This is a genomic window from Sutcliffiella horikoshii, assembly GCF_008180725.1.
Classification (GTDB): Bacteria; Bacillota; Bacilli; order Bacillales; family Bacillaceae_I; genus Sutcliffiella_A; species Sutcliffiella_A horikoshii_B.
Genome location: NZ_VTEV01000002.1, coordinates 191084 through 207210 on the forward strand (window position 1 = coordinate 191084; position 16127 = coordinate 207210).

Here is a 16127-nt window from a genome sequence, read left to right on the forward strand (position 1 = left end):
TTGAAGAAGGGAAGTTTTTATATTATGGCAAAGCAGCAAATCGGCGTAATCGGTTTAGCGGTTATGGGAAAAAATCTGGCAATGAACATTGAAAGCAGAGGTTACTCCGTATCCGTATTCAACCGTTCCCCGGAAAAGACAGAAGAATTTCTTCAAGAAACAGAAGGAAGAAATTTCAAAGGTACATACAGCATCGAAGAATTTGTTCAATCTCTAGAGTCCCCACGCAAAATTTTACTTATGGTAAAAGCAGGCGGACCGACAGATGCAACGATTGACTCATTAAAGCCGTATCTTGATAAAGGTGATATCCTGATTGATGGTGGAAACACACTTTACACAGATACCATTCGTCGTAACAAGGAACTCGGTGAGCTTGGCTTGAACTTCATCGGTACAGGCGTATCCGGTGGGGAAGAGGGAGCTTTGAAAGGTCCTTCCATCATGCCTGGCGGACAAAAAGAAGCGTACGAACTAGTAGAAGATATTTTGAAAAGTATTTCCGCAAAAGTGGAAGGCGACGCTTGTTGCACATACATCGGTCCAGACGGCGCCGGACATTATGTGAAAATGGTGCATAACGGAATTGAGTACGGCGACATGCAATTAATCAGTGAAGCATACTACTTATTGAAAAATGTTCTTGGTTTATCCGCACAAGAGCTTCACGAGGTATTTGCAGAATGGAATAAAGGTGAACTGGACAGTTACCTTATTGAAATCACAGCAGACATCTTCACAAAAGTGGACGACGAAACAGGCAAGCCACTTGTAGATGTTATTCTTGATACTGCTGGACAAAAAGGTACTGGAAAATGGACAAGTAAGAGCGCATTAGATCTTGGCGTCCCACTTCCAATCATCACAGAATCCGTATTCGCACGTTTCATTTCTGCCATGAAAGAAGAGCGCGTGAAAGCAAGCGGCATCCTTCGCGGACCAGAAGCAGTAGCTTTTACTGGTGACAAAGAAGCATTCATCGAGAGCGTGCGTAAAGCACTTTACATGAGCAAAATCTGCTCTTACGCACAAGGATTTGCACAATTGCGTGCGGCATCTGAAGAGTACGGTTGGGACCTGAAATACGGCGAGATCGCCATGATCTTCCGCGGCGGTTGCATTATCCGTGCACAATTCTTACAAAAAATTAAAGAAGCATACGACCGTGAAGCTGGTCTTGCAAACCTATTGCTTGACCCATACTTCAAAGAAATCGTGGAAAGCTACCAAGGCGGCCTTCGCGAAATCCTTGGCGTTGCAATCCAGCACGGCGTACCTGTACCATCCTTCTCAAGCGCGTTAGCATACTATGACAGCTACCGTTCTGAGACGTTGCCTGCAAACTTGATCCAAGCGCAACGCGACTACTTTGGTGCTCACACGTATCAACGTGTGGACAAGGAAGGGATCTTCCATACGGAGTGGATGAAGTAAGTTATCCTTTAAATGAATCAGTGAATTTGGACCAATTCATGGTTCCCGCAAGATGCGGGGGCCGTGGGTTGGTTTTTTTGGTGGGGGGAGTTCTGGCTTTAATTGGAGGATAGTTGGTTACAATGGATATATTTGATTAACAATGGATAAATGCCCGTTTACAATGGATATCTGCAATTAACAATGGATAAATGTCCAATTACAATGGATATATTCATTTTACAATGGATAAACGAAATAACCCTCAATAATTGTGGTACACCAGCCCCAAAATTCTACCAATCCGCACAAAAAAACCACCCTTCCCCCAAATTCCCAAGGTAGAGTGGTCATTTTACTCGATTCTTACTTCATATCCATCAAAACAATACGTGCCGGTGATGCGTCCACACCGCTCAGCTTCAATGGCGCTGCACACATGATGTACTCGCCTTCTGCGATATCCTTCAAACGCAGGCCTTCAATGATGATTACGCCACTTGCGAATAGCGTTTTGTGTGTCGGGTGGCCTTCTTGGCTGCGCTCGATGCCAAGTGCATCGACGCCAACGCCACTTACGCCGATTTCAGCCAAATAAGCCGCTGCGTCTTCTGCTACAAACACAAAGTCAAAGTTGAACTCTTCATCAAAAGAGTTTTTCGTTTTAAATAACAGGAAATCGTCCTTGCCAATATCAAGTCCTTCAATATCCTTCACCGTAATGCGGTCCTCAACTCCGGTCAAGTCAAACACTTTACAAGGACCGACAAGCTTGTCCAATGGCAAGGTTTCGATTGTTTCGCCGTCCACTACCATATGAAGCGGGGCATCCACATGTGTTCCTGTGTGGACATCCAGCTCCAGGCGGGTTTCCGTTACATATCCGTTTGTGTTGGTCGTTTGCTTAGGTTGCTTTTCCGGTTTGTTTTTATATACTGGCATTCCCGTATAAATAGGGGATGATACGTCATAAACTTTCATGTGTTAAAGTCTCCCTTCTATTGTTAAATACCGCGTTCACCTTCTTACAAAGGCCACCAGTGGAAGCCGTCTTTTTCCAATAATCCGTCGGCCTGTTTTGGACCCATGGAACCTGATTCGTAGTTCGGGAAGTCGAATGCTTTCGTGTTTTCCCACGCTTTGGAGATCTCATCGATAAAGCTCCAAGACAGGGCCACTTCATCCCAGTGGGTGAAGTTTGTCATATCACCGCGCATTGCGTCATAAATCAAACGCTCATAGGCTTCTGGAGTGTTGATCCCGTCGATGCAATTGTTCGTGTAATCAAGTTTGATAGGTGTTGTTGTTACATCCTTACCCGATTTTTTTGCATTTAAATGCAAGGTGATTCCTTCTTCCGGTTGAATGTTGATGACTAGAAGGTTAGGATCTACTTTTTCCCCGCGGTTATAGTATAAGTTCATCGGTATATCCTTGAATTGAACGATTATCTTGGTGGACTTTTCCGTCATTCTTTTTCCAGTACGGATATAGATTGGGACACCTGCCCAGCGGAAATTGTCAATCAGCAGCTTACCCGCTACATACGTTTCCGTATTGGAGTTAGGGTCTACGGAATTTTCCTCACGGTAACCTTGGACTTGGTTTCCGTCGACAATCCCTGCTCCATACTGACCGCGAACGAAATAATCCTCCACGTCATCTTGTTCAATCTTTCTCATTGCACGCAAAACTTTTACTTTTTCACTGCGGATTTCTTCTGGATTCAATTTGATTGGAGGCTCCATTGCAAGAAGCGCAACCATTTGAAGCATATGATTTTGCACCATGTCTCTAAGGGCACCAGAATTTTCATAGTAACGTCCGCGATCCTCGACTCCAAGCACTTCACTGGAAGTAATTTGGATATTTGAGATGTAACGGTTGTTCCAAAGAGGCTCAAAAAGTGCGTTGGCAAAACGTATTACTTCTATATTTTGAACCATTTCTTTTCCAAGATAATGGTCAATACGGTAAATTTCCGATTCATCAAACGCCTGACGGATCTCAGCGTTCAATTCTTTTGCAGATGGAAGATTGTGTCCGAACGGTTTTTCAATGACAAGGCGCTTCCAGCCATCTGTTTCTGTCAGGCCTTCTGACTTTAAGTTAGTTGCTATTGTGCCGAAGAACTCAGGTGCCATGGCAAGGTAGAAAATTCTATTTCCATTCGTTTCGTAATCGGAATCCAGCTCACCGCACAATCCTTTTAGCTGCTGGTAAGATTCGCTGCTTGTTACATCAAAAGGATGATAATAGAAGTGGGAGCTGAACTCTTCTACATTTCCGTCGCCATTCGCCACACTGCTGACGGAATTAGACACGTTGGAACGGAACTCCTCATTTGTGAGTGGACGTCTTGCAACGCCGACAACAGCAAAGTTTTTAGAGATGCTACCATTTTTATAAAGACGGTAGATGGAAGGATATAGCTTGCGTTTCGCTAAATCTCCTGTTGCACCAAAAATGACAATTAAAGATGTCGGATTTTCTTTTTTACTCACCATAAGAACCTCGCTTTATGTACTATTCTTTAAAATATGTGTTATAACATTACCGTTGATTAGGCTGATTAATTATGTAAAAATGTAACAATTTCAAAAATAAGTATGAAACATTGAAAAAATAACCTACCCAAGTATTTTATTTTATCTGTTACTGGGAAGGATTTCAATCTTTATTAAGCCTTATTTACTTACCAACCACTATATCACATCTGCAGTGGAACTCAGAATGATAGGCCTCGTCGTTAGTATGAAAAAATAAGGGCAAAACCATTCATCTAGAAAACTTCAAGGCCTCATAAATTCTTCTATATGATAAAGTAAAAAAGACAGGAAAGAACGGAGGGACAAACTGGTGGAGAATGTTAGTGGAGCATGGAAAAATTTGTGGGAGAAGGAGTCGTCCCAAAAATATTTTAAAGAATTGATGAACTTTCTGGAAGACGAGTATGCCAAACAAACCGTCTACCCTGAAAAAAAGTCCATCTTCTCGAGCTTCGAGGCAACAAATTATGAAGACGTAAAAGTCGTCATTTTAGGTCAAGACCCATACCATGGAAAGGGCCAGGCACACGGTATGAGTTTTTCTGTGCAGAAGGGCTTTCGAATCCCGCCTTCCCTAAAAAATATCTATCAGGAACTCTATGATGATCAAGGTTTAGAGCCTGTGAACCATGGCTTTTTGATGGAGTGGGCAAAGCAAGGTGTGTTATTATTAAATACGGTTTTGACGGTGAGAGAGAGCAGTCCGAACTCCCATAAAGGAAAGGGCTGGGAACTTTTTACCGATGAAGTCATAAGGTTTTTGAATGAAAGAGACAAACCAGTCATTTTCATCCTCTGGGGGAAACATGCGGAGCAAAAGGAAGCATTGATTACAAATGGTCATCATTACATTTTAAAAAGTCCGCACCCAAGCCCTTTTTCCGCACGAAAAGGATTTTTTGGCAGCAGGCCATTCTCAAAGGTAAATGCCATCCTGCAAGAAATCGGGGAAGATGTCATTGATTGGCGGTTAACGCCTTAAAAAAGAATAATTGAGGAAGTGCACGAATGCAAACTTTGAAAAAAACGATACAACATATAGTCCAACACCGTAGTTTTATGAATGCCGTCATGTTTGTTATCCTCTTAAACGCAATCTTAATCGGGGTAGAAACTTATCCGGACTTAAGAGCGGAATATGCAGGACTGATTCATGGCTTTGAAGTGTTCTTTTTGTGGTTTTTTACCATTGAAATCATATTAAGGATGCTGGCAGAGAAGAAAATTCATCATTTCTTTCGAAGCAGATGGAATGTATTTGATTTTGTCATTGTCGCGGGGGTCCTCTTTTTTAGTGGAACGTATTTCATATCCGCCATCCGGATTTTACGTGTACTAAGGGTTCTGCGGGCCATTACGGTCATCCCATCCTTACAGCGCCTTGTGACAGCTTTTCTAAAAACAATCCCCTCGCTTGGAACGATCATGATGCTCTTATCTCTTGTCTTTTACATCTACGCGGTATTGGGAGTCTTGCTTTATGGAGATATCTCACCAGAATATTTCGGATCGCTGCATTTAGCACTTGTAACACTGTTCCAGGTCATTACATTGGAATCATGGGCAAGCGGCGTATTCCGTCCCATATTTGCTGAGAGCCCACTTTCTTGGGTGTACTTCGTCTCCTTCATCTTGGTTGGAACATTTATCGTCTTGAACCTGATTGTCGGAGAGATCCTGAACAACATTCAGGAAGCAAAGGAAGAGGAATTAAAAGAAGAGAAAATAGAGGTCAGTAAAAAAGAACTGGCGAAAATTACGAACGAGATTGCTGAGCTGAAGCAACTTTTACAACAAAAAGAAAAAATGTAATGGCATGGACACGAAGAGATGATAAAAATTCTCTTCGTGTCTTTTTTTTTATAAGGCACTGTTAAACACCGCTGTTGATTTCCGCACCAGGCTTCGCTTTCCTAGGGGCGTTTGGGGAGCCTCCTCGGAACAGCGCCTGCGGGGTCTCCCCTAAAACGCTATCTTCTCAGGAGTCTGCGTCTATTGCTCCAATCAACAGTATGCTTTATCAAAGCCCTTTATAAAAAGTTTCAAATCATACTAAAGACCCAGACTCTGCATGCCGAAATAATATAAAAGAGAGAAAACGAAAGTGGTTATTTGTGCAAACGGTTTCATTAAAAGGGTGTAGGGGGGAGAAAAATGGGGAGTATGAGGAAAAGACTTTTGGTTTTAACTTTATTAATCGGAAGTATCGGCCTGGCAGCATCGATTGTTATTTGGGTGAATAGCATGCAGGTGCAAAAGGGGGTCAATGAGTTAGATGAGATTACCAAGATCAATGAGAGTTATTTTGAACTGGTGCAATCTTATCAAAGCACATTGGCTGATATGTACTTTGTCGTATCAAGTGGATACTCCAAAACACATGTTGAAAAAATTGAGAAAAACTTAGAGCAAACTGAAAAGAAGCTGCAGGATTTCGATCCTTATTTTACGGAATTTGAGGAATTTGGTCAGCTGAAGCAGTATTTTGTTGTTTCACATGAAACATTGTCAAAACAATTCGACATCATTAGCGATGTTTCAAATGCAGCCAACATGGATCGCGTTCGAATCACGACATCGGAGGACCTTGCGAAAGCAAGAAATCAAATAGAGCGTGCCAATGAAAGTGGCATGCAGTTTCTACAGGCTTTTAATAATGAAAATAGAAAAGTCATTCAGGACAAAGTAAATTCAACCGAATTATGGACCTTAGTGACGCTAGGTGTCCTTGTATTGGTTCCGATTTTTGCGCTTTTATTGTTCAGGAGAGCATTCAACAAGGGAGTCAACCAAGTTCTTGGTCGTGTGAACGCCTATCAAGAGGGGGACTTTTTATATGAGGCAGAGCAATCTTCTTTTAGAAAAGATGAGTTTGGGCAGATTGAGACTTCTCTCACCACCATGGGTCAAAATATAGAGCAACTCATGCAAGGGAGTCTCGGTGCAAATCAACGCCTTCAGCTTGTCATGAAAGAGCTCTTGGTAGCAGCGGAACAGAATTTAGAAGAATCAGCTGAGATTAAACAACGTTCGGAACAAGTAACCGAAAAAGTGTCCATGCAGTATGAAGGGACGACGGCGATATCTGCCGTAACAGAGCAGGCTTCCGCCAGTACGCAGGAGATTTACAGCATTGTCGATGAAATGAAACGCAACCTGGAAGGCATGGAGAGCCTTTCTAAAAGAGGGGCGCAATCATTGCAGCAGATGGTGGCTGACATGCATCAATCTTCCAGGGAAACGGAAACGATTGTAGATCGATTTACAAAAATAAAAGTAGATATTGATGAAGCGAATAGTTTCCTCAAAGGAATTACCGAAATTACCACACAAACAAACTTGCTTGCCCTTAATGCTTCCATTGAAGCGGCACGGGCAGGGGAGGCTGGCAAAGGGTTTGCGGTCGTTGCAGATGAAATTAGAAAGCTATCTGGCCAGACAGACCTCTTTTCCAAACAAATTAACGGCATCACAGGTCGCATTCAGGAAGATACCAATGAAATGCTGAAAGAATTTCAACTTTTCAAAGAAACGATCGAGCAAACGAACGAAAAGAATGAAGCATCCGCCAAGCTGTTTCAGGAAATCGCGTCAAATAGCGCGGTATTGCTAGAGCAAGGAACTCATATTACCGTGACCATGGAAGAAATCAGTCAGGGAGTAAATGAGATTGTTCATTCGGTTAATGACTTAGTTGCATCCTCATCTGAATTGACAGAGGAGATGGGAGAGGTCGTAAAAGCTGCAGATCATCAAGTCGACCTATCGAACAATATGCGACGCACAGTCGATACGGTGAAAGAAACCGCCGAAGATTTGGCAGCCAACATTGCATCCATAAACATGAATAAATCGTGAACATGAAGCCTGTGGAGGGAATTCTCCGCAGGTTTTATATGTTATGGGAAGAAGGAAGATGGTAGAATGAAGATTGGACAAGAAGGATTCGAGAGGAAAGGATGGGGAGCATGGCCAAACGGATTAATTGCTTGAAATGCAAGCATTACTATGTCACGTGGGATGCCAAGTTCCCAAAAGGCTGTCGGGCATTCGGTTTTAAGACAAACCAGTTGCCTTCAGTGGCCGTGTTTCGCTCTTCCGGCAGTCCTTGTTTGAAGTTTGATGCAAAAGATTCACCAATAAAACCCAGACAGAACGGGTATTATGTGTAAAAGGAGTCCGAAAATGAAAAAAATAAATTATCTTCCATGGATTATCGGCATTTCCATCGCGGTAAATGCACTGGTTGTCGTGCTGTTTTTCCTTCCTCAATACGAAGGGTTAGCGCACGTCGATTTAACATTTTTGCCGATGATGAACGCAATTTTTAACAGCTTTACTTTTGTCTTTTTGGTATGTGCCTTAATTGCTATCAAAAAGAAAAATATAACGGTTCATCGCCGCTTCATCTTGGCGGCTTTTTCATCTACCACCTTGTTTTTAGTTACCTATGTTACCTATCATTCCTTAACAGAGTCCACTCCATTTGGCGGGGAAGGAATCATCCGTTCCATCTACTTCTTTATTTTACTGACTCACATCGTGTTGGCTGTCGTAATCGTGCCATTGGCGCTGTACTCCTTGGCTACAGGGCTAAGCATGCATAAAGAACGGCACCGGAAGATTGCGCGCTGGACCATGCCATTATGGTTATATGTCAGCCTGACAGGTGTTATTGTGTACTTGATGATATCGCCTTATTATTAAACATTATTGGATTATTGGAGGAAAAGGAGGGAAGAAGGATGAGCATTACGCTGGATAAGGTTCTGGCACGCTTGGAATCGGAACTGGAACGGGCCATAGACACCGGAAATGTGCAAAAAAAGAGGGAACACCTTGCTGCGATAAAGTCTCTTTGTGAGCTTGCTTTGGAGGAGGAAGTGGAAGGGGATGAACTTACTCGAACGACGGTTGCAACACAACCAGCCGCCACTACCCGCTCCATCCAAAGGGCGCCCGTACCTTTCGAACAAGCGGCACCTATCTACACGCCGCCAACCCAACCACCAACCATCACAAACGCACCGTCCAAACCAATCAAAGAAGACGATGCAAACGGCGACTCACTGTTTGATTTTTAAGAAAAGGGGTCAGACCCCTCTTTAACTATTTAAAGGGTTAAAGAGGGGTTTTGTTGTTCTTTTAGGGTTACTCTCTCCCCACAACTTACCATACTAAAAACGGCGTTGTAACTTAAACTATAAACACCCCAGTAAGTAAAGGGCCACTGAAAAACTGATAACGTAAATTTTTTTATAATTCATAGCTGTGGATTGTAGCAAAAGGCGAAGACTCCTGAGGGAGATAGTGCTAGGTGGAGACCCCGCAGGCGCAGCCGAGGAGGATCCAGCAGCACCCCTAGGAAAGCGAAGCCATTTGCGGAAATCAACAGCGGAGTCTAAACAACTTAAAAATTAAAGACTTTTTCAGTGGCCTCGTAAGTAATGGAGGTGTTTTACATGCCTGGTGGTACAGAGGGAACGATGTTGGGTTTGGCGGCGTATGTGAACAGCAATTTTGATTCATCGACAAAGCTTGCTCACGATCGTTACGAAGTTTATGTAAATGGTGACTTTGTTGGGCAGAAGAACTTGCTCTCCGCAAGAGAAGACGTCACAAGTGTCAATGAATTCTTACATTCACATGGATATAATGACTTTTTGTCTAACATAGATGGTGATCATTATCATATACAAACGGAAAAGAAAGAAAGGGAGCTCAAACAGGCTCTGCAGATTTATCTTCATTCTAGATAATTCATAAATGCCCTTATCGCTTTGCTTGTTGGAGCGGTGGGGTGTTTTTTTATTTGGTGTGGCAAGAAGTGAACATTATGTGTATTTAGATGTCATTTTGCTGGTTAGGTTTTAGTGTCCCGCTTGGTCAGGGGCAGTTAATACTATATAATTCATTATATTGAAGAAATATAACAGACCTTTTGAAAGGTGGAAAACGGACATGAATTTATTTATCAACCTTGCAGCAATAAACGGATTTTTGGCAGTGGCTCTCGGGGCATTTGGAGCCCACGGACTTGAAGGAAAAGTATCCGAAAGAATGATTGAGATCTGGAAAACAGGTGTCACATACCAAATGTTCCATGCCGGCGGACTTTTTGTCGTGGCACTTCTAATGGAACGCTTCAATAGCACAGGCCTATTAAACGGAGCAGGCTGGTCCTTCCTCATCGGAATCGTCCTCTTCTCCGGAAGCCTGTATATCCTCACCCTCTCCGGCATTAAAATACTCGGAGCCATCACCCCACTAGGCGGCGTAGCCTTCCTCATTGGCTGGGTGCTAATCATCGTAGCCGCGGTGAAGGGGTAACAGAGGTAAACGGATTTTAGATAGTTTTGTTTATTGCATTGAAGTTGTAAAGAGATAAAGAGGGGTCTGACCCGCTGTGCGTTAATGCGTTAACACACAACATCGTCAGCCCCTCTTTTTCATTTGTTCTAAGGCTTTTCTTTAACTTGCTTTTTATCTTGGTTGGTATTGGGTTAGACCTTGGCCGCCGCTGTTGAATGGGTATTCGTAATCAAGTTCTTCATCAAATGTGATGTAGTCTAGGTAAACCATCAGGAGTAGGTAGCGTTTGCCGGTTTGCGGGTCACTCAGGATGATGTGATCCCGCCCTGCTGCTTCGATGATCCCTTTAAAGATTTTTGCATTCCATTCACGGTTGTTCTCAAATGTCATGTACACCGTTGCAAGCTTGCCGCGATTTAAGCGAAGAATATTTTCAATATAGGATTGCTCTAGCGGAAGCATACCTGGAACATCTTGACCAGGATAAGATGGTATTCCTGTTTGCTGCCCTGCAACTTGCTGCTGTTGAGGTTGTTGCTGCTGCATCTGTTGCACTTGCTGCATCGGAAAACCTCCACCTCCACCGCCGCCATACCACTGCTGCCCATAGTTTCTGTAATAGGAAGAGTAAGGATCTGCTCCGTACCCCGCAGAAAAAGGGGTACCTGCTGCCTGAGAAAACTGTTGATTCATCTGTCATTCCCTCCTCAAAAACTTTTATCTGCTTCGTTGTGAGAAATAACTCCCATCTCCATGCCCAAACCCACAGCGCTTGGGCTGAAAAGGGTGCTATGGTTCAAAAGATTAAGTCGCACTACTTGATTGTATGAAAATAGAAGAAGGAATATGACATGGGGAAGGAGAGGAGGGATAAGATGTTTAAGTTCGAAATTGTTGCAATAAATGTAACCAGGAAGGCGTATCAAGGTCTGAAGCTTCAAAAATTAAAGGCGTTCGGGAACAGAGAGTACGTCTCAAAGCCCAAAGCCCGAAAACTCAAAGGCGTTTGGTAACAGAGAGGACGTCTCAAAGCCCGAAGCCCGAAAACTCAAAGGCGTTTGGTAACAGAGAGGACCACTCAAGGCCCGAAGCCCCGACAACCAAAGGCGTTCGGTAACAGAGAGGGCGCCTCAACTCCCGAAGCTCCCTAAAAAATAGTATTCGATAATCGAAAAGCGGACAAGTCGCCACAAATCCGATACTTAACAAAAAACGCCAAGCCACCAAACTGGGAATCCAGCCGGGCGACTTGACGTCAGCCAATCAATCTTTATTTTACACGTGTAAGAAAGAGTAAACGCGATCTTCTTCCAACAGGTTACCTACATAGAATGCACCAAACTCACCGAAACGTGCACTTACTTCGTCAAAGCGCATTTCATATACAAGCTTCTTGAACTGAAGTGCTTCGTCCGCAAACAATGTTACGCCCCACTCGTAGTCGTCAAAACCGACAGAACCAGTGATGACCTGCTTCACTTTTCCTGCATACTGACGGCCAATCATGCCGTGGCTGCGCATCATGCGGCGACGATCTTCCATCGGCAGCATGTACCAGTTGTCTTCTCCGTTACGGCGCTTGTCCATTGGGTAGAAGCATACATGCTTTGCTTTTGGCAATTCTGGGTATAGTCTAGCAAGGATTTGCGGGTTCTGATACGGATCCTCGCCTTCAGGTAAGTAGTTGCTAAGCTCTACAATCGACACATAAGAGTGCACAGGGACTGTATATTGAGCTAGGGTTGTTTTATTAAATTCGTTTTCGATCGCATTCAATTCTTCTAACGTAGGACGCAGAAGCATCATCATGAAGTCTGCTTTTTGACCCACGATGGAGTACAACGCGTGACTACCGTTCTTTTCTAATTGAACAGTGTTCCATTTCTCCACAAGTCCAAGGAATTCATTAATAGCCGTTTGGCGTTCTTCGCTAGAAAGCGTCTTCCAAAGGGCCCAATCTACCGTACGAAAATCATGGAGGCAATACCAGCCGTCCAATGTTTGAGCTGCTTCACTCATTACAATCACTCCTTAAAAAGATTGTGTATGTATCCTTCCTTACTATATCACAGTTTCCCCATGACTTCCTGTAAGTAAAACTCCGAAATTGTGAAAGCTTCATGAATAGGAAAGATCAGCACAGATACAATAGTAGGGCATAGATGGAGCAGTTTTTTTAGAAAATAAAGACTTTTTTCTGTAAGCGATAACAATAGAGGGTACCGGTTGCTTTTCCATGTTGAAGGAGTATCCTAAACAATAGAAGCATAAATAAAGCGGATTAAGGAGTGACCTTTGTGAGCGATTTATTTCAAACATTAAAAGACAAAGTAGCAGGCAAAGATATCAAAATTGTATTCCCGGAAGGCAATGACGAGCGCGTTTTAACGGCGGTTGCAAGGTTGGCTGCGGAAAACATGGTCAAGCCGATTGTGGTTGGAGATTTAGACGAAATTAACGGACTTGCTTCCGAGTTGAAGTTGACATTGGACGGCGTGGAAATTTATGATCCTAAAACATATGAAAACATGGACGAGCTTGTAGCGTCATTTGTGGAGCGTCGTAAAGGAAAATCAACAGAAGAGGATGCACGTAAAATTTTGTTGAACCCGAACTACTTCGGCACAATGCTTGTACACGTGGACCGTGCGCAAGGACTTGTAAGTGGAGCAGCACACTCAACAGCTGATACTGTGCGTCCGGCACTTCAAATCATTAAAACAAAAGAAGGCGTACGCAAGACTTCTGGTGTCTTCATCATGGTTCGTAACGAAGAGAAATATGTATTCGCAGACTGCGCAATCAACATTTCTCCAGACAGCAATGATCTTGCAGAAATCGCAGTGGAAAGTGCGGCAACAGCAAACATGTTCGGAATCGAGCCGAAAGTGGCAATGTTGAGCTTTTCTACAAAAGGATCTGCAAAATCTTCTGAAACAGAACGTGTAGTAGAAGCGGCGCGTATCGCTTCCGAGCGCGCACCAGAACTTGTGGTGGACGGTGAATTCCAATTTGACGCAGCATTCGTACCATCTGTTGCCGAAAAGAAAGCACCAGGTTCGAAAATCCAAGGTGACGCAAACGTATTCGTATTCCCAAGCCTTGAAGCAGGAAACATCGGCTACAAAATTGCTCAACGCCTAGGAAACTTCGAAGCAGTAGGCCCAATCCTACAAGGCCTCAACAAACCAGTAAACGACCTATCCCGCGGCTGCAGCGTAGAAGACGTCTACAAACTAGCACTAATTACAGCAGGACAAGCCTTAAACTAACAACAAAATTGCATGCTCAATACATGCTCGTAAAAAATAGCAAAAAAAGAGGTATGTGCCGCAAAAGCACATACCTTTTTTAAGTATTCGACGGAAAGAAGCAAAACCCTTTGGGGGTCTGACCCCCAAAGGGTATTTTTTTCTCCCAAAGCATGTATTATAATGCTAATGAAGCTTTTTAGTACGGAATTTAAGAGGAGCATTAATAATTATGGTAGAACCAACAGAACCAACAGAATCAACTTACACGCCTGCGTTGCAGTTGTTGAAGCAGCCGAGTTGGCGAATTATAGATCAGTCATCTTTAGGGACAAATTTTCATGCGTTGCAATCTTTTGCGATGGATGACACCTTATGCACCGCTGTTGGCAAAGGAGATAGCGGAGCGACATGTCGGACGTGGGTACACCATAACACGGTCGTGTTAGGGATTCAGGATACCCGTCTTCCGCACTTACAAGCAGGAATTGATTATCTGAACAGTCAAGGCTATAAGGTAATCGTGAGGAACTCGGGGGGACTTGCAGTCGTCCTAGACCAAGGCGTCCTGAACATTTCCCTTGTTTTTCCGGAAGGCGAGAAGGCAATCGATATCAATCGTGGGTATGATGCAATGTGGGAGCTCACCAAGCATATGTTTCGCGATATGCCTTACAACATGGAGGCGAAGGAAATTGTCGGTTCCTATTGCCCTGGTAGTTATGACCTCAGTATTGAAGATAAGAAGTTTGCAGGCATCTCTCAGCGTCGTATTCGCGGAGGAGTGGCTGTTCAAATATATTTATGCATTGACGGAAGTGGATCGGAGCGGGCAAAGATGATCGGAGAGTTCTACAAACGCTCCCTTCAAGGTGAAACGACCAAGTTCGCATTTCCGACCATTGTGCCAAACGTGATGGCATCCCTAACAGAGCTTACTGGTAAGAACCTAACAGTGCAAGACGTGATGCTGCGCCTTCTGACCTCACTGAAAGAAATTAGCGGCACCATCTTTGCTAACACCTTACAGGGCCATGAGCTTGACTTGTACGAGCAATACTACGCAAGAATTGTGGAACGGAACGAAAAAGTTCTGGGAGAAAAATAAAAAGGGGTCTGACCCCACTTTAACGCATTAACGTAAGTGGGGTCAGACCCCTTTTATCTTTTTATCTCTATTCCGCCAGTTTCTCCAGATTGCCGTTGCGGTCCATCATGAATTTGGATGGGACGTGTTCTTCTTCGTCGAAGAGGACTAGTTTGCGTGCACGGTTCATGATTTTCATGAGTGTTTCGTAGTCTTCTTGGACGGTGACTTGCTCGTCTTGCAGTTTTTGGACGCGTTTTTCGAGTTCGTTGTTGGCACGAGCAAGTTCTGCGTTTTCTTTTACTAATCTCTCATTTTCTTGTTGTAGAGCACTAGTATGAACGTTTGAGTGTTTCATGGTTTGTAAGAAACTTATTACTTGCTCCATCGATAAAGAGGATCCCATGCTCATTCCCATGCTGCCACTTCCGTAGCCTGCAAAAGATGGTTGTGCTTTCAGTTCGGCGGCTCTTCTTTCCACTCTTGTCTGTGGAGTGGTAAAAGACTGCTGGGTATCTGCTGCCTCAAACGCTTTTTCCTCCATCTGCTCTAACACAAATGGCAGTTCTTCATTCACCACAGTCTCAGGCGGCGTGTACAATAGCTTCTTCGTAGGCTGCCCTAGCGCACGCTGACGTTGTTTTCGTTGTTTTTTCGCAAGCTGCAGTGCCTTTTCATAATCATGTCTCACAACCGCGTTCCAGCGGAATCCACATGCAGCGGACGTACGGTTCAGCTTGTCGCCTACTTCTTCAAATGCATTCAACTGTGTGCTTCCTTCACGGACATGGCGCAGAACGGTTTCTGCTAGCAATAAATCATTCTCTTCGGACCAAGCATCTTGACGATCTTTCATATATAATCCAACTCCCTTATTTAATCATCGTTCTGTCTATATTTTTGACGGAGAAAAAAATATTTATACATATTCATAGAAAAAATTACTAGATTGTTATCTGTCAGTATTTCGCCCAGAATCTCCTAGAAATGAACTTGCATTGTCCATGGATTCCCTGTAAAATACCTTTTAGTTAACGAACGATAAAGTGATTTCCATCACTTTTTTATAAGAAAGGGCTGTGTAGAACCATGGCAAATGAGTTTCGCATTTGTGATGACTGCGACGCAACCAATGTGAAAACCCTCATTCCGAAACTGAAAAAAGTGGACGAGGGAGCATGTGTGGAAGTGGGCTGTCAATCCTATTGCGGGCCGGGAAGGAAGAAGTCGTTTGCATTCGTAAACAACCGTCCTGTCTCCGCCCCATCAGAAGATGAACTAATTGAAAAAATATTAAAAAAGCTCAAGAAATAAAAAATCGCCTCTGTATCCTGCATAGGTGATTTTTTATTCGCCTTTTCTAGAAAAAACAAGACTAAGAGGCATTAAGGTAGGGTAAACCTTAAGGGAGTCTCCCCTGGTTGTCGGAGTGCAGAGAGTTCGACTCCGGCGGGAGGTAGCGGTAGGTTGAGACTCCACAGGCGAAGCCGAAGAGGCTCAAGCATCGCCCTAAGG

Annotated in this window: 17 protein-coding genes; 12 read left to right on the forward strand and 5 right to left on the reverse strand. The window is 43.6% G+C overall.

Features of this window, described 5'->3' with window-relative positions:
* Nucleotides 1-24: 24 nt before the first annotated feature.
* Complete coding sequence (gndA, locus tag FZC76_RS04900) at nucleotides 25-1434, forward strand: NADP-dependent phosphogluconate dehydrogenase (protein WP_148987156.1); 1410 nt, start codon at nucleotides 25-27, stop codon at nucleotides 1432-1434.
* A gap of 345 nt (nucleotides 1435-1779) precedes the next feature.
* On the opposite strand, the gene FZC76_RS04905 is transcribed toward gndA, so the two are convergent.
* Together FZC76_RS04905 and zwf are read right to left on the reverse strand one after the other, a co-directional pair.
* Nucleotides 1780-2394 (reverse strand): cyclase family protein, encoded by a 615-nt coding sequence (locus tag FZC76_RS04905; RefSeq protein ID WP_148987157.1) that lies wholly within the window; start codon nucleotides 2392-2394, stop codon nucleotides 1780-1782.
* 44 nt (nucleotides 2395-2438) lie between these two features.
* Nucleotides 2439-3920: a glucose-6-phosphate dehydrogenase gene (zwf, locus tag FZC76_RS04910; protein WP_148987158.1), complete on the reverse strand. Its 1482-nt coding sequence runs from the start codon at nucleotides 3918-3920 to the stop codon at nucleotides 2439-2441.
* 349 nt (nucleotides 3921-4269) lie between these two features.
* Here zwf and FZC76_RS04915 point away from each other — a divergent pair, with 349 nt between their 5' ends.
* From FZC76_RS04915 to FZC76_RS04950, 7 genes are all read left to right on the forward strand, one after another.
* Nucleotides 4270-4944, forward strand: a complete 675-nt coding sequence (locus FZC76_RS04915; protein ID WP_392396815.1) for a uracil-DNA glycosylase — start codon at nucleotides 4270-4272, stop codon at nucleotides 4942-4944.
* Nucleotides 4945-4970: 26 nt separating this feature from the next.
* Nucleotides 4971-5774, forward strand: a complete 804-nt coding sequence (locus FZC76_RS04920; RefSeq protein ID WP_148987160.1) for an ion transporter — start codon at nucleotides 4971-4973, stop codon at nucleotides 5772-5774.
* Between the two features lie 342 nt (nucleotides 5775-6116).
* A complete protein-coding gene (locus tag FZC76_RS04925; protein ID WP_148987161.1) occupies nucleotides 6117-7820 on the forward strand; it encodes a methyl-accepting chemotaxis protein in 1704 nt (567 codons plus the stop codon).
* Nucleotides 7821-8147: 327 nt separating this feature from the next.
* Nucleotides 8148-8669, forward strand: a complete 522-nt coding sequence (locus FZC76_RS04935; protein WP_088019814.1) for a DUF420 domain-containing protein — start codon at nucleotides 8148-8150, stop codon at nucleotides 8667-8669.
* Nucleotides 8670-8707: 38 nt separating this feature from the next.
* Entirely contained in the window at nucleotides 8708-9046 is a 339-nt protein-coding gene (locus FZC76_RS04940) for a YwdI family protein (protein WP_148987164.1), read from the forward strand.
* 378 nt (nucleotides 9047-9424) lie between these two features.
* Complete coding sequence (locus FZC76_RS04945) at nucleotides 9425-9721, forward strand: hypothetical protein (protein WP_148987165.1); 297 nt, start codon at nucleotides 9425-9427, stop codon at nucleotides 9719-9721.
* Between the two features lie 202 nt (nucleotides 9722-9923).
* A complete protein-coding gene (locus FZC76_RS04950) occupies nucleotides 9924-10292 on the forward strand; it encodes a DUF423 domain-containing protein (protein ID WP_148987166.1) in 369 nt (122 codons plus the stop codon).
* A 153-nt stretch (nucleotides 10293-10445) separates the two neighbouring features.
* Here FZC76_RS04950 and gerQ read toward each other — a convergent pair whose 3' ends face one another.
* Complete coding sequence (gene gerQ, locus FZC76_RS04955; RefSeq protein ID WP_148987167.1) at nucleotides 10446-10967, reverse strand: spore coat protein GerQ; 522 nt, start codon at nucleotides 10965-10967, stop codon at nucleotides 10446-10448.
* 158 nt (nucleotides 10968-11125) lie between these two features.
* Here gerQ and FZC76_RS22885 point away from each other — a divergent pair, with 158 nt between their 5' ends.
* Nucleotides 11126-11287, forward strand: coding sequence for a hypothetical protein (locus FZC76_RS22885; protein ID WP_187441954.1), 162 nt, complete (start codon nucleotides 11126-11128; stop codon nucleotides 11285-11287).
* A 262-nt stretch (nucleotides 11288-11549) separates the two neighbouring features.
* Here FZC76_RS22885 and hemQ read toward each other — a convergent pair whose 3' ends face one another.
* The gene (gene hemQ / locus FZC76_RS04960; protein WP_148987168.1) at nucleotides 11550-12293 is read right to left on the reverse strand and encodes a hydrogen peroxide-dependent heme synthase; all 744 of its coding nucleotides are present in this window, start codon (nucleotides 12291-12293) and stop codon (nucleotides 11550-11552) included.
* A gap of 278 nt (nucleotides 12294-12571) precedes the next feature.
* Between hemQ and pta the strand changes: the two genes are divergently transcribed.
* Nucleotides 12572-13546, forward strand: coding sequence for a phosphate acetyltransferase (gene pta / locus FZC76_RS04965; RefSeq protein WP_148987169.1), 975 nt, complete (start codon nucleotides 12572-12574; stop codon nucleotides 13544-13546).
* 211 nt (nucleotides 13547-13757) lie between these two features.
* Nucleotides 13758-14633: a lipoate--protein ligase family protein gene (locus FZC76_RS04970; protein ID WP_148987170.1), complete on the forward strand. Its 876-nt coding sequence runs from the start codon at nucleotides 13758-13760 to the stop codon at nucleotides 14631-14633.
* 67 nt (nucleotides 14634-14700) lie between these two features.
* Here FZC76_RS04970 and FZC76_RS04975 read toward each other — a convergent pair whose 3' ends face one another.
* Nucleotides 14701-15468: an RsfA family transcriptional regulator gene (locus tag FZC76_RS04975; protein ID WP_148987171.1), complete on the reverse strand. Its 768-nt coding sequence runs from the start codon at nucleotides 15466-15468 to the stop codon at nucleotides 14701-14703.
* A gap of 233 nt (nucleotides 15469-15701) precedes the next feature.
* Here FZC76_RS04975 and FZC76_RS04980 point away from each other — a divergent pair, with 233 nt between their 5' ends.
* Nucleotides 15702-15926, forward strand: a complete 225-nt coding sequence (locus FZC76_RS04980; protein WP_148987172.1) for a DUF1450 domain-containing protein — start codon at nucleotides 15702-15704, stop codon at nucleotides 15924-15926.
* The last annotated feature ends 201 nt before the right edge of the window (nucleotides 15927-16127 follow it).

Excerpts from the sequence above, each read along its gene's own strand:
- FZC76_RS04970 (WP_148987170.1), top strand. The coding sequence starts at position 13,758 with ATGGTAGAACCAACAGAACCAACAGAATCAACTTACACGCCTGCGTTG.
- FZC76_RS04975 (WP_148987171.1), bottom strand. The coding sequence starts at position 15,468 with ATGAAAGATCGTCAAGATGCTTGGTCCGAAGAGAATGATTTATTGCTA.
- hemQ (WP_148987168.1), bottom strand. The coding sequence starts at position 12,293 with ATGAGTGAAGCAGCTCAAACATTGGACGGCTGGTATTGCCTCCATGAT.
- FZC76_RS04935 (WP_088019814.1), top strand. The coding sequence starts at position 8,148 with ATGAAAAAAATAAATTATCTTCCATGGATTATCGGCATTTCCATCGCG.
- gerQ (WP_148987167.1), bottom strand. The coding sequence starts at position 10,967 with ATGAATCAACAGTTTTCTCAGGCAGCAGGTACCCCTTTTTCTGCGGGG.
- FZC76_RS04925 (WP_148987161.1), top strand. The coding sequence starts at position 6,117 with ATGGGGAGTATGAGGAAAAGACTTTTGGTTTTAACTTTATTAATCGGA.
- gndA (WP_148987156.1), top strand. The coding sequence starts at position 25 with ATGGCAAAGCAGCAAATCGGCGTAATCGGTTTAGCGGTTATGGGAAAA.
- FZC76_RS04940 (WP_148987164.1), top strand. The coding sequence starts at position 8,708 with ATGAGCATTACGCTGGATAAGGTTCTGGCACGCTTGGAATCGGAACTG.
- FZC76_RS04905 (WP_148987157.1), bottom strand. The coding sequence starts at position 2,394 with ATGAAAGTTTATGACGTATCATCCCCTATTTATACGGGAATGCCAGTA.
- FZC76_RS04980 (WP_148987172.1), top strand. The coding sequence starts at position 15,702 with ATGGCAAATGAGTTTCGCATTTGTGATGACTGCGACGCAACCAATGTG.
- FZC76_RS04945 (WP_148987165.1), top strand. The coding sequence starts at position 9,425 with ATGCCTGGTGGTACAGAGGGAACGATGTTGGGTTTGGCGGCGTATGTG.
- zwf (WP_148987158.1), bottom strand. The coding sequence starts at position 3,920 with ATGGTGAGTAAAAAAGAAAATCCGACATCTTTAATTGTCATTTTTGGT.
- FZC76_RS04950 (WP_148987166.1), top strand. The coding sequence starts at position 9,924 with ATGAATTTATTTATCAACCTTGCAGCAATAAACGGATTTTTGGCAGTG.
- FZC76_RS04920 (WP_148987160.1), top strand. The coding sequence starts at position 4,971 with ATGCAAACTTTGAAAAAAACGATACAACATATAGTCCAACACCGTAGT.
- FZC76_RS22885 (WP_187441954.1), top strand. The coding sequence starts at position 11,126 with ATGGGGAAGGAGAGGAGGGATAAGATGTTTAAGTTCGAAATTGTTGCA.